Annotated in this window: 9 protein-coding genes; 6 read left to right on the forward strand and 3 right to left on the reverse strand. The window is 45.7% G+C overall.

Annotated elements, in window-relative coordinates:
• Positions 1 to 308: 308 nt before the first annotated feature.
• Entirely contained in the window at positions 309 to 1,976 is a 1,668-nt protein-coding gene (locus tag P2A85_RS19295; RefSeq protein ID WP_377474796.1) for a peptidoglycan-binding protein, read from the reverse strand.
• A 275-nt stretch (positions 1,977 to 2,251) separates the two neighbouring features.
• Between P2A85_RS19295 and alr the strand changes: the two genes are divergently transcribed.
• The 3 genes from alr to P2A85_RS19310 all read left to right on the forward strand — a co-directional run bounded on the left by alr (position 2,252) and on the right by P2A85_RS19310 (position 5,688).
• Positions 2,252 to 3,451, forward strand: coding sequence for an alanine racemase (gene alr / locus P2A85_RS19300; protein WP_377474798.1), 1,200 nt, complete (start codon positions 2,252 to 2,254; stop codon positions 3,449 to 3,451).
• Between the two features lie 222 nt (positions 3,452 to 3,673).
• A complete protein-coding gene (locus P2A85_RS19305; protein WP_377474800.1) occupies positions 3,674 to 4,513 on the forward strand; it encodes a mechanosensitive ion channel family protein in 840 nt (279 codons plus the stop codon).
• A gap of 50 nt (positions 4,514 to 4,563) precedes the next feature.
• Positions 4,564 to 5,688 carry a patatin-like phospholipase family protein gene (locus P2A85_RS19310; RefSeq protein ID WP_377474802.1) on the forward strand — a complete coding sequence of 375 codons (1,125 nt, stop codon included), beginning with the start codon at positions 4,564 to 4,566 and terminating at the stop codon, positions 5,686 to 5,688.
• A gap of 224 nt (positions 5,689 to 5,912) precedes the next feature.
• On the opposite strand, the gene P2A85_RS19315 is transcribed toward P2A85_RS19310, so the two are convergent.
• A complete protein-coding gene (locus tag P2A85_RS19315; protein ID WP_371113766.1) occupies positions 5,913 to 8,684 on the reverse strand; it encodes a phycobilisome rod-core linker polypeptide in 2,772 nt (923 codons plus the stop codon).
• 304 nt (positions 8,685 to 8,988) lie between these two features.
• Here P2A85_RS19315 and P2A85_RS19320 point away from each other — a divergent pair, with 304 nt between their 5' ends.
• Positions 8,989 to 10,296: a class I SAM-dependent methyltransferase gene (locus tag P2A85_RS19320; RefSeq protein WP_377474804.1), complete on the forward strand. Its 1,308-nt coding sequence runs from the start codon at positions 8,989 to 8,991 to the stop codon at positions 10,294 to 10,296.
• Positions 10,297 to 11,060: 764 nt separating this feature from the next.
• On the opposite strand, the gene P2A85_RS19325 is transcribed toward P2A85_RS19320, so the two are convergent.
• Positions 11,061 to 11,285 carry a hypothetical protein gene (locus P2A85_RS19325; protein ID WP_377474806.1) on the reverse strand — a complete coding sequence of 75 codons (225 nt, stop codon included), beginning with the start codon at positions 11,283 to 11,285 and terminating at the stop codon, positions 11,061 to 11,063.
• 741 nt (positions 11,286 to 12,026) lie between these two features.
• Between P2A85_RS19325 and P2A85_RS19330 the strand changes: the two genes are divergently transcribed.
• Positions 12,027 to 12,311, forward strand: a complete 285-nt coding sequence (locus tag P2A85_RS19330; protein ID WP_377474809.1) for a hypothetical protein — start codon at positions 12,027 to 12,029, stop codon at positions 12,309 to 12,311.
• Positions 12,312 to 12,670: 359 nt separating this feature from the next.
• Positions 12,671 to 13,258, forward strand: coding sequence for a Uma2 family endonuclease (locus P2A85_RS19335; RefSeq protein WP_377474811.1), 588 nt, complete (start codon positions 12,671 to 12,673; stop codon positions 13,256 to 13,258).
• Positions 13,259 to 13,908 lie beyond the last annotated feature (650 nt).

Genomic DNA, 13,908 nt, shown 5'->3' on the forward strand with positions numbered 1-13,908 from the left:
GGTAGGCTTCAGGTGCATCTGAGTTTTGCAAATATATTCGTAGGGGCGAAGCATGACCGCTGTAAATCTCTGGTTATCACTAATAAATTGTCTGCGGTCATGCTTCGCCTATGCAAAATCGGGATGCTCCCTAGGCTTCTAGCTTACCCCACCATAAAATTCATCTGTTTGTTTTTTATACCAATCCTAAATCATTTTTGAATTTCTTGCTCCCTCCTCTTAGTAAGGGGAGGGTTGGGGTGGGGTAAAAAACTTTACGACTCCTGCAAGGACTGCTATATTACCTAGAATGAAGAGAGGATTTGAACTCAATCTTGAAAAACCATGATACTACCAGAATAACAAGCCACCCAAACCTGATTAGTTTGCGGATCGTAGGTAATGCCGATGGGACTTGAATTCACATTCACTGTTTGCAAAACTTTCATATCTCCGGTACTAATCTTGCTGACAGTATTGGAAGAATAGTTAACTACGTAAATCTGTTTTCCATCATCAGAAATTGTCATGCTCCGAGGCTGACTACCAGTCGAAACTTTGTCAACAACTTCACCAGAATCTAGGCTAATTTTTGCGACATTTCCTTCACCATTCAAAGTAGCATAAAGATACTTGCCCTTGGGGTCTATTACCAAATGACGGGGTGAACTACCAACATTTCGTAACCAACTTACTGAAAAATCTTTGAGATTAACCTTGGCAATATCGGCGGAACCCATGACAGCAACATAGGCGGTTTTTGAGTCAGGAGTGACAACAATACCGCGAGGATAGGCTCCCAATTTTACCCGCTCAATTTCGCTGTTTGTCTGAGTGTCAACTACGCTTAAATCCCAACTACACCAATTACTCGCTAGCACCAACCGATTATCTGGGGAAACAGCATTGAATTTCGGTACAGCACCTACAGAAATTACTTTTTCTATTTTGAGAGTTTGGGTATTGATGCGGTACATGAAACTTTCGTCATGTTTGGCGGCGGGAGAACATCTGTCACTACCGGGATTGTCAAAGCCAGCGCCGTACATTTGATAGTTTGATATATAGGCATATTTGCCATCATTGGAAAAAGCAGCTTCCACAGGAGCGCCTTGATAATTACCTTTGAATTTGGAAAAACCGAACTTTGATAAAGTTACGCGATCGGGAATGGTCTTGACTAATTTAAAGTTGCGATCGTACACTGTGATTGTGTGGCTGTACATCATGTTTTGAGCAAAAAACAGCCCAGCACCTGAATAAACAATTGATTTCGGGGATATGCTACCGTAAATTGTTTTTTTCAAGGTCATTTTTCCCTGGCTTTTGGGACGGGGACGAATCAGCTTTTTGGGAGCTACTTGCGGTGGGGGAGTTTCCACCATAAATGGGGGTAAAAATGGATTAGAAAATATCGGTCTTTTGGGTGAATTATTGGAGTTAGAATCTTCTAATTTATTTGGATTTTCCGGGGCTGTAGGTGATGGGAAAGCTTGTGGTTTGGTGGTATTTTTTTCGGACTGCTGTTTGGTAGGCGATTGTAATTCGTCTGGATTTTTTGGGGCGATAGAGTCGGGTTGTGGGCGATCGGGATTTGGTGTTTTTTGCGCCGCCGATTCTGGGATTGTAGCTTCGGGCTTAACTTTCAGTGCAGCCAAGGTTTTTGGACCGACAATTCCGTCTACTTTGAGATTGTTTTTTGCTTGGAACCTTTTCACCGCGGCTTGAGTTACAGAACCGTAAAATCCTGTGGGTTTGCTACGAAAATATCCGGCATCTTGGAGAGTTTTCTGGAGTTGGGTAACTTCCGGGCCTGAATCTCCTTTTTTGATGGCTAGTGCAGGATTTACTAAGTAGTTAATCATGCTTAAAGCCAGGAGCAAGCATAGTAAAGGAGTAGAGGCTAAATTCAGGTGCGTTGTTGAGTTTTTTCCTGGAGTTTTGCTGGGAGGGGTTTCCCAGGTTTCTGCTAAGTGCAGGTAGGCTAGTCCGTCCATAGTTTTGACTCAGTGGTTTTGGTGATATGATACACCAATTAACATCGATCGAAATGATAAACTGGAAAAGTTTATAATAGGCATCTTCCGAAAACTCGGTTAAGAACAGGCTAGGGATGCTAGTCCCTTCGACCCTTCGACTAGCCTTCGGCGAAGCGGAGTGCTTAACCGCTATATAGTCAAAGGGGGTCTGTTATACAATATTTATGGGAGAGGTATCGCCTGCGGAATTGAGAAATCTTTTTAATAGTGTGAGGAAGTTGGAGTGATTAATCATGTTGAATAGGGAACAAACATCGCCAGAAGCACTGCCTAAAGAATGTCCGCCGAATTTACTTTCGGATGGTTATGGTGGACTTTGTCAGCGGGCTTGGGTAGAAATTGATTTAGCAGCTTTAACTCACAATGTAAAACAGCTTAAAAATATTTTATCTCCCCGATCGCAACTGATGGCTGTGGTGAAAGCTGATGCTTATGGACACGGTGCGATCGCTGTTAGTCAAACAGTTTTGCAAGCTGGTGCTAGTTGGCTGGGAGTGGCGACAATTCCAGAGGGAATTGAATTGCGAGAAGCGGGGATTACAGCGCCGATTTTGGTGCTGGGGGCAACTTATACTACAGAACAGGTAAAAGCGATCGCCCATTGGCACTTGCAGCCGACTATTTGTACTGTCAAACAAGCTCTCATATTTTCGGAAGTTCTCGCTACCCTCAATCAATCTTTGCCGGTTCATGCTAAGTTAGATACGGGAATGTCTCGCTTGGGTACACCTTGGCAAGAAGCCACAGAATTTGTGCAGTTAATCCAGAGTTTACCTCATTTAAAATTGGCTAGTGTTTACTCTCACTTGGCGACAGCAGATAGTCCAGACCAAACTATTATGCTACAACAGCAGGAGAATTTTGAATTGGCGATCGCCCAACTTAAGATAGCAGGAATTAATCCCGATCGCCTGCACTTAGCAAACTCGGCTGCTACCCTAGCCAACCCGAACTTGCATTACGATTTAGTCCGAGTTGGTTTAGCTAATTACGGGCTTTATCCAGCACCTCATTTACAAAATGTGGCTAAATTAAAGCCCGTGATGCAGGTAAAAGCGAGAGTGACACAGGTGAAAACAATAGCAGCCGGAACAGGAGTCAGCTACGGCCATCAATTTGTCGCTCAGCAACAGACGCAAATTGCGGTAGTTGGCATCGGTTATGCCGATGGCATTCCGCGCAATCTTTCTAATAAAATTAAGGTATTAATTCGGGGTAGTTTTGTGCCACAAGTGGGGGCTGTGACCATGGATCAATTAATGCTGGATGTGAGTTCTATTCCCGACCTCGAAGTCGGTGAAGTGGTGACTTTGTTGGGTAAAGATGGAGGAAATGAAATTAGCGCTGATGATTGGGCTGGGATTTTAGGAACCATTTCCTGGGAAATCCTCTGCGGTTTTAAACACAGATTGCCGCGCGTAGCAGTATCATAATTATTTGTTGTTGGTTATTGGTTATTTGTTGTTGGTTATTGGTTATTAGAATAAACTACAAAACAACAAATAATATCAATTCCTGTATTCATTGGAATTATTCATTTCTCTCCGCTCTCTCTGTGTTCTCTGTGTTCTCTGTGGTTAAATCATTCCGATGCAACCGTCAACAATATAACCAATAACCAACAACGAATAACAAACAAAAAATAACAAATTAATATGAGTATTTTAAAATTTCAAGTAATAGCCCAAACCTTGTATTCCCAACTAGATACAGAAAGAATTCAAGCCCTGCAAGTCGCCCAAGAACTTTCCAAAAAATTCATAGAATTGGGGTTTGATATTGTCCCTAAACTGCTGTGGGCTATTGGCATTTTGTTAATGACGCGATTTGCGATCGGGATTGCGGGGCGCGTGACTCGCCGAGCCCTGAGTCGCACTGAAGCCACGTTACGAAAATTTTTAGTCCAAGCTGCTGAAATTACGATTTTAGTAATCGGAGTCATCGCCACTTTGAGTCAGTTGGGAATTCAAACTACCAGTGTGGTTGCTGTGGTGGGTGCTGCTGGTTTGGCGATTGGTTTGGCTTGGCAAAATACTTTATCACACTTTGCTGCTGGGGTGATGTTGATTAGTTTACGTCCTTTTGAAGTGGGAGACGCCATCGAAGGTGGGGATGTTAAAGGAGTTGTAGATGCGATCGGCATTTTTTCCACCACCTTAGTGACAGACGATCATGTCAAAATAATTGTACCCAACAATAAGTTATTTGATGGTACCCTGAAAAATACCACGGCAATGGGGACCAGGCGGGTGGACTTGAGGATTGATATTGGCGATCGCCCCATCCGTCCAACTGTAACCGAGTTATTAGAAATTGTCCAATCTCATCCTCTAGTTTTGGACAATCCACCCCCTACTTGTTTGGTGGCTGAGATTACTCCCGATTCCACTATTTTGTCTCTGCGCCCTTGGTGCGCCTCAGTAGCTTACGAACAAGTGCGATCGCAAATTCAAGAACAAATCAAAGAAGCCATGAAAGCCGACAAAAATCAATAATAAATGTCAATCTCAAAACACACATTTAAAATCAATCCGAGGTATTTCCCATGAACAAGTGGTATCCCCAGCAAATTCTTCAAGAACCAGGTGTCAGGATTTCCCCCGCCGAAAAACAAAAAATTCTCAGCAAATTTCCAGCTCCCGACGACAAGGGTCAAATCTATGCCGACGGCATTTTTGAAGGTGGTGGCGTGCGAGGAATTGCCTTTTTAGGAGCCCTCAGATGCTGCAACGATTTGGGCATCCGTTGGCGCAAATTAGCCGGCACATCTGCCGGTGCAATTACCGCAGCAGTTTTGGCTACAGACTTGTCAATCGATGACTTAGAAGAATTACTAGGACAGCTTGATTATAGCATATTTCTCAGCAAAAAAAACAGCCCTCTAATTTTAAATGGCGACCCAGCAGACGACTTGCAATCTCCAGTATGGACCTTACTTTTCCTAACAATTAGTCGCCAGATGGGAGAATACTCCTCCTTACCTTTCCGACAGTGGCTGGAATCCACCCTAGCCAAAGGTGATTTACGAACTTTTGCTGATGTCAAACAACAGGTAAAAGACCGAGAATTAAAAGTAGTAATATCCAACCTTAGTCGTGGTGAAATGTTGGTAATTCCCGACGATTTACAGCGGAGAGAATCGGCGGATGCTGATGCTTTGTACGAACAGTTGCGACTCAAAAGTGCTGAAGATTTTAGCGTAGCTGAAGCCGTGCGCTTGTCCATGAGTATTCCGCTATTTTTTGAACCAGGAAAACTGGGGAATGACATAATTGTAGACGGAGGAATTTTGAGTAATTTCCCGCTGTGGATTTATGACAAACAATCCGGTGCAACTCCCATACCACCCCGCTGGTTTACCTTTGGGTTTCGATTAATTGATACTGGTATTGAGAATCAAGTTAATATTAACAGTCCCGTGTCGATGTTGTCGGCGATGTTCACCACCATGATGAAAGCCAGAGACAGGTATCACCAGCGGGAGATGGATAAAGGTAGGGTAATTAATATTGACGTGACTGAAGCTGAGGTGACGGCGACTCACTTTAATCTGGATGGCGATCGCAAGGCTAAACTGTATCGCTTAGGATACTTATATACTAAAAGATTTTTTCTCAGTTCCAATTTTAGTTGGGAAAAACACTTGAAGGCTAGGGGATTTGGAGATTAGTCTTGTTTCTTTCAGCTAGGGGAATCATACCAAATCCGTTGACATCGGAATTATGATTTCTCTCTTCTCTTTCTCTGTGTCCTCTGTGTTCTCTGTGGTTTAATAATTCCGATACAACCAGAAACGATATAAGCAATCAAAAAGGGCTGGTAAATACACCAGCCCATCCCCTAATTTGAGATGTTAAATTCAAGCTAATTTAACATCTCACATCTCAAATCAATCTAGCTTCTGTCGGTAGCAGTCGCTGGCTCAAAACTCGGAACCACAATCTCACCATTCTGCTTAGTCAACTGGTTGTACAGCCTTTCAGTATTCGGGAAATTAGCAGCCGGTAAAGTCGGGAAGCGACGATAAGGAACAGTATCCTCACCAAAAGCCTCAGCATATTCAACGGTGAGTAACATCGCGTTGATAAAGCCCTTAATCCCTTTACTTGCCAAGATTTGGTTATAAGTCCGAATCTCCGCTTGATTCAGAGGAGCACGGCCCAAGAAGTGCTTCGTACCCAACTCAATCACCTTAGTATTTGGATAAGGTGCATAGAACTGTTTCACGTACAGCGGTGAACAACCCAAACATTCAATGAACTCCTTAAGATTGATTTCATTGTTGCCAAGTTTGCTTTCCAGCGCCGTGAATTCATTCTTCACAACGTAAGGATTCAAATCGCGTTCAAAAACTTGACGGTAAGCAGCTTGAATTAAAGTTTTCAAAGCTACCTTGTCCGAAGTAGTCGTCAGCTTGAACACCTTAGTTTGTTCGCGGCGCTTGCTGACACCTTGAGCAATCCGACTTTGCAACTGAAGATCTCCAGCATCACTCGCAGTGCCCAATTCAATAAACCGAGGAGTTTCTGCTGTCGGCTCAACATTGACCTTTTTCTCACCAAAGGAACTCGATCGCATCGTCCGCATCGACAAACCAGCCGGAGTCAGATAGCGCTCATAGGGCACAGTATCTTCCCCAAAAGCTTCGTTGTATTCCAGACTGTCCATGATGCTATCGACCAGCGCGTAGAAACCCTTCTTAGCGCAAATGTCAAAGTAAGCATTCATTTCCTGACGGCCATAGGTAGGGCGGCCCAGGAGTCGGCGGTGAATATACTCGATCGCCTTACAAACGTAAAACTTGCTCCAGTACATATTCCGGAACACATCGGACTTGGCCAACATCCGAATAAACTCGCGCATCGGAATGTCGCCATTTTCCAGCTTAATTTCTGCCACCTTTTGGCGCTGGCCATCGAACACATCGCGACCAAACACTTGCAGATAAGCAGCCCGAATCACCGCTTGAGTCGAACTTTCCGTAAATTTAACGCTGGAAGCATTGCTGTAGCTGCTAGAGACACCGCGAGCAGTTTTCTTGGAAGCTACATAATTGCTTGGTAACTGGTCTAATTTAAAGACCTTGGGTCCAAGAGAACCAGGAGCCTTACCACGAGCACCTGGGTTGCTCAATTGATTATCAATCCCCGCACCTTGATGAATCAGGATACGACGAGTGTCTTTACCAAAAGGAGCTGGACGGTTCTTAGGATTGCGAGTTTCTTTCGGGAAAATCGCACCGAACTGAATTTCCAGCGGGTCATTACCCACACCATAAACGTGCTGGTCTGGGAGAGGCTGAGTGTAGCCAGCGAACAAGGTGATGAACTGAGGCACCTTGCGGAAAGGAGCACTGAAATTGAACAAATCAATTTGTGGGCCCCAGTTGCGACATTCCTGAGCTTCTTGGCCCAAACCACGCAGGTAAGGCACCGTTTCTTCACCGAAGTAGTCGGCATATTCCTGAGAATAGACCATGGCATCTACCAGGGCTGCCAAACCGCCTTTACTGACGATCGCAAAATACTTGCTAAATTCCTCCCGCGAGCTCAAACCCCGGCCGAGGAAGTGACGAGCAGCCAATTCTACAGCACGGCTGTTGACAAAGGGCTCGAAAAATTGCTGACGGTACAGAGGAGATTTACCAAGGCGACGAATAAACTCTTTCATCGAGATTTCGCCATTTTTGACCTTGGATTCCAAGTCAGAAATGCTTTGGCTGTAAGCACGGCTGATATCCCGCTCAAAAACTTGGCGATAAGCCGCCTTGATGACCTCAATCTTTTCACCCGACGACAGACCGGTCTTCATGACGAATTTCGCCCGATTTTCCGCTGCGTTGAAGTAGATTTGAGGCAATTGCAGCCCTTGCTGGTCGTTGGTTTCGCGCTGACGCACCTTCGGTGAAGGCGTGGGGGCTTTGAATTCGGTAATAGCGACGTCAAAATATTGTCCGACGATCGCAGCAGCTTCGCTATCCTTTTTGAAATAGCTCAAAGAAGCTGACTTCATTTCCTGCATTGCCACAATTGTCGCCGCCGACGAGCAAGCATTTTCGATAATTTCCCGCAATCCGCGGACGTTCACCGAAATGATATTCGGGTCGCCTGCGACGATCGCGTAGGTGATATAACGCAGAAACCAGCTCAAATCCCGCAGGGATTTAGTCATGTTCCCAGGGCCGTAGCGCGAGACATTGATCGGCTGAAATCCTGGGGGAATTGGGCCGCTGTAGCCACCGTTACCAGAAAACAGATTTCCCAGTCCCAAGAATCCACCGCCACCGCCATTGCTGCCACCAGCGCGACCTTCAACGTAGGTAACAGTTCCCAGTTTCATGCCTTCAGAGACCGTTGCAGTACCGCCACGAGTCGCCCCAGCCATAGCCATCACAGGTTCTGCTGGTCTTTCCAAGAAAGCCAGCGGGGAACCCCCGGTAAAAATCCGGTTGGCTGCACGGGATACAATCAGTTCCGAGTTTTTGGTCAGAGTTGCGGAAATATCGATCCGCAAGGCCCCAGAACTGAAATAACTCGCCAATTCGCTGAGTTCACCCCGCTGTAAAAAGCGGTCTTGCTGTTCTGCTTGCGAAATTGTTGCGACCGGTACAGTTTGATATAGTTGCGGACGCGCAACTGAACTTCCGCCACTTGCTTTTACAGTCATTAGACTCCTTCGCTCCCTATCTAAATCGTTACAGCGTTTGCTCAGACTAATTTTGCCTTTCCCTAGCTTAAGGTTCCGGCCTACTTACTTTCTCAGATTAAAATGTTTTGGGGTTCATTAACCCTAATTTGTTAAAAAGCCTGTCGAAACTTATTGTATAGATTTAAGGGGGCCTATATGAGAAAAAATGATAAGTTTTGTTACAGCGTAGTGGTCAGTGGTCAGTGGTCAGTTGTTAGTGGTCAGTTGTTAGTCTAATCTCATCCCGAAGCCGAATTCAAAACTCAAAATTATTCCCGAATCTATGGAAACTTCACCCGATATCAGTGCAGCCGTGCGTCGGCTTTACGATACATTCCCTTTTCCGCCCGATCCTTTGAGTGACGAACCACCACCGGGGTACAACTGGCGCTGGAGTTGGCCGGATGCCTACAATTTTTGCACCGGCCAAAAGCCGCAAAAACTCGATATTCGCATTTTGGATGCTGGGTGCGGCACCGGTTCGAGTACCGATTATCTGATTCACCTCAATCCTGAAGCGTCGGTAACGGCGATCGACCTTAGTTCCGGTGCCTTGAAAGTAGCACAAGAACGCTGTAGGCGATCCTCTTCGAGGGCTTCGCTAACGGGCGCGCGAGAAGCAGATTTTCGCCACCTCAGCATTTATGATGCCGCCGAATTAGAAGGCGAGTTTGATTTGATCAACTGCGTGGGCGTGCTGCACCACTTACCCGATCCGATTCGTGGCATTCAATCCCTGGCGACGAAGTTGGCTAGCGGTGGCTTGATGCACATTTTTGTGTATGCTGAACTCGGACGCTGGGAAATTCAATTGATGCAAAGGGCGATCGGACTTCTGCAAGGAACTCAAAAAGGCGACTATCCCGATGGTGTGAAAGTCGGCCGTGAAATCTTTGCTTCATTACCAGAAACCAACCGTCTTGTCAAGTACGAAAAACAGCGTTGGGCCGGAGAAAATCAGCGAGACGAATGTTTTGCCGATATGTACGTTCACCCGCAGGAAGTTGACTACAATATTGAGACATTATTCGAGTTAATCGACGCTTCGGGATTGGAATTTATCGGTTTCTCAAATCCGGGATATTGGCAATTAGAAAGACTTTTGGCTAAAGCACCGGAGTTGATGGAAAGAGCTCAGGGTTTGACGGAACGAGAGCTTTATCGATTAATTGAATTGTTGGATACGGAAATCACTCATTACGAGTTTTTCTTGGGCAAAAAGCCTGTTAATAAGATTGATTGGTCGGACGACAAAGCACTTTTGGCGGCAATTCCAGAGTTGAGTGTTTGTATGCACGGTTGGCCGAGTCAACAAGTGTTTGATTGCAATTACCAATTGGTGAATTTGTCAAGTGCTGAGTTTGAGTTTCTGCAAGGTTGTTCACCCCCCCCAGCCCCCCCTTGCCAAGGGGGGGAGAAAGAGGTAACTTCCCCTTGCCAAGGGGGGGAGAAAGAGGTAACTTCCCCTTGCCAAGGGGGGGAGAAAGAGGTACAGAAAACTGTGGGAGAGATTTTGGTGGATGTTGAGGTGGGATTGGATGAAGTGCGATCGATCTTATCAAAACAGCTCATATTGCTCACACCGAGTTGAGTCGTAGGGTGCGTCAGTCGCCATTATTTTCGCTAAAAATCGACAATCTTGAACTGACGCACCTTACTTGAACTAGGCATAGGTCAGAAACCGGGTTTTTTACTAAATCTTGGTTAGACACGGTGAATTCTGTGAAAAACCCGGTTTCTCGCTCGGAGTATAATTTCTGTTAAATTCCCAATATTATTAGTAGCCGAAAGGAGGAGACGGCATTGCCCATTGGTGTTAACTTAAGGTAGAACCAATAACCCGACAGGGGTTTAAACCCCTGTCTCATAGCGAAAGTCCTCTCAAAGAGGACTGAAGAGTTAGTTAATGTGTATTGGTTTGACGCAAATCTTCAGTCAGTTTCAACTGACTTTAGCTATGAGACAGGGAATTGATTCCCTGTCGGACTCGCGTGCTCACTAACAAACTTGGTGTCAACTTAAGGCCAAACCCTGTCACAGACTACTGTTTGACGATTAAGGCCAGATCCCCCCTAACCCCCCTTAAGAAGGGGGGGACAGGAGTCCGATCAAAGTCCCCCTTCCCCCATCCCCCCTTGGGGGGGGCAGGGGGGGGTGGGGGGGCTAGGGGGGGGTGGGGATTTAGGGGGATCTAGACTCAGGTAAAAACCAGATTTCTCAAGGCTTTCAGGCTTAAGTTGACACCTATGGGCACTGCCGTCTCCTCTACCATTCCGGTGCAACCGGAATTGATATCATTGGGTGTGCTGTATCGATGCTACGCAGCAGTATGTTTGTATCTACGAGAAACGGCATTTAACCTCTGTCTCCATAAATGCTCTCTCTGCTAATAGCTTCATCTGAAAGAGTGGGGAGATTTAGGGTACGATGACTGTCAACCCATTCTTGAAATGCGATCGACCATTCTGTTGGGGTAGCTGTTTCATAAAATGGACGTTGTTGAGGTTCAATTAGCTGTTTGAGCATCGCATCTAGTAATGGTTTAATCTGATCCGCCGTGCGGCTGGTGATTTTTGCCAAAACTTGAGTAATAGTGGGATGATGATAACAAAATCGATCGCACTTTTTAAATTGATTTTAATATTATAACTCTAGCGCAAAGCCTAGGAAGTAGCCGATTGCTCGTTCCCAGGCTCTAGCCCATTGGTGACAACTTAAGACTGAAACCATTGATAAATCTCGCATTTAGCTAAGTCTAGATCCCCCTAAATCCCCACCCCCCCCTAGCCCCCCCACCCCCCCCTGCCCCCCCCAAGGGGGGATGGGGGAAGGGGGACTTTGAGCGGAATCTTGTCCCCCCCTTCTTAAGGGGGGCTAGGGGGGATCTGAGCTTAATACTCAAACAGCAGTCTGTGATTGGGTTTGACGTTAAGTTGTCACGAATGGGCTCCAGCCTGGGAACCAGTTAATCCTGGATGCACGTACTAGGATTTTCGTCATTGCGAACGTAGTGAAGCAATCTCAAAGCTGACGCACCTTTCCCAAATCCCAAATCCCAAATGGATTGACACAGGCCCCCAAATGCGGCTACGCTTTGAAGTGAGAGGTTGCAGGACAAGCAGCCCGAGTCGCCCAAAAATCTAGTTACGCTGCCCAAAGCTGCTGGTAACAGCAATGGACAGCTCACCGCCAAACTGAAACAGCCAGTCTGGAGGCTCCGAGAATCTTAACACTCTCTGTAGCCACCTTGCTTTGCGTTGCTGTGCGGGGTGGCTGGGTTTTTGGGTTTTTCTAGAAAACCCAAAACCAGGAGAACATAATATGACTGAAGAATTCGTGTACAGCGATGACAAATCCGTTAGCGCATCTCTGGAAGGCTCAAATGACGAATCAGCACCAGTATCGGAACAGGAAATTGTGTGTGTAACGGTGACAGGTTCGCCCAAGGCTGTCAGGGAAACCATACTCACCTTGTACCGGCTGGGATTTGCGGAAGTCGGCGATTGGAGTCCCGTACAGCGGGCGGCGAATCCGAAGCAAGTGATGAGCGTGCTGATTCGCCGGAAGCTGGCTGATGGTAAATCGTCGAGAAAATCTGGACGGTAAGCTGCAAGGTTAAATCCTTGTTAGGGTTTATATCGTTTCCGGTTGCATGGGAATTATTAATTTACTCGTTACCAGGCTCTGGCCTGGTAACGCATATCTAGAGGCTCTGCCTCCATTTTCCTGATAGATAAGGACGAGGCAGAGCCTCTAGACATCGGTTACCAGGCCAGAGCCTGGGAACCAGTTAAATTAGTTAGGTGCGTCAGTAGCCGCAATTAGGAGACGGCAGTGCCGTGTCCCTACAATGAATCTGGGGTAGGGACACGGCACTGCCGTCTCCTCTATATCATTCCGGTGCAACCGGAATTGATATGACGCACCCTACAAGCTAACCAAAAATGACAACCTTGGAGGTTGAAATGCAGACGATAGCACACCCTGAAAAAAAGGTTTACACGCCCGAAGAATACCTCGAATTTGAGGTCAACTCGGAAGAAAGACACGAATACATCAATGGTGAAATTGTCCTGATGACTGGTGGAACTCCTAATCACAACAAAATTACTGGCAATTTCTACGCTGAGTTAAACTTTGCACTCAAGCGTCAACCCTATAGCGCCTTTGTTACAGACCAACGGCTGTGGATTCCTGGAAAACGCATACATACTTATCCTGATGTGATGGTAGTTCAGGGTGAGTTGCAATTGGAAGAAGGGCGTAAAGATACGATTACTAATCCATTGATGATTGCTGAGGTGTTGTCAAAGTCTACCAGAAGCTATGACAAAGATGGCAAGTTTGCGGCCTATCGTAGCATTCCAACTTTTCAGGAATATTTACTAATTGACCAGTATGAGATGCACGTCGAGCAATATTTTAAAACAGATGGGAATAGTTGGACTTTTTCGGAGTATGATGATGCTAATGTCACGATATCTCTGAAGTCGCTTTCTTTTCAGTTTACGTTGGCAGATATTTATGATAAAGTTGATTTTGAGTCGGATTAATTAAGTTTAGAGCTTAGGTATGGGGCAGAGAAACCTGATTTTTTAGAGAATTTATTGATGATAATTGAATTGGATTTGCCAGTCGGTTTCAACCGACTTTCGCTATGAGACGGGGAATTGATTCCCCGGCGGGCTTGTGGGTGAATGCAAAAACTATTGAATGCGAAAGATTTTGGGTAAGCCACATAGTCCAACCGGGGTTAAAAACCCCTGTCTCATAGCGAAAGTCCTCTGAAAGAGGACTGATGAGTTCTTTATTTTTTCAGGCGAAGGATACAACTATGTTGTGTTGCTACAGATGATATTTATTCTACCGTTTGTAGGGAAACGGCAGTGCCGTGTCTTGAATTTTGGGTGCTCCTTTGCATCGAATAAATCGAGTTTTTTCGAGAATTCATTGATGATAATTGAATTAGATTTGCCAGTCGGTTTCAACCGACTTTCGCTATGAGACGGGGAATTGATTCCCCGGCGGGCTTGTGGGTGAATGCAAAAACTATTGAATGCGAAAGATTTTGGGTAAGCCACATAGTCCGACAGGGGTTAAAAACCCCTGTCTCATAGCGAAAGTCCTCTGAAAGAGGACTGATGAGTTCTTTATTTTTTCAGGCGAAGGATACAACTATGTTGTGTTGCTACAGATGATATTT

Source organism: Microcoleus anatoxicus (assembly GCF_042465725.1).
In the GTDB taxonomy this organism is placed as follows: Bacteria; Cyanobacteriota; Cyanobacteriia; order Cyanobacteriales; family Microcoleaceae; genus Microcoleus; species Microcoleus anatoxicus.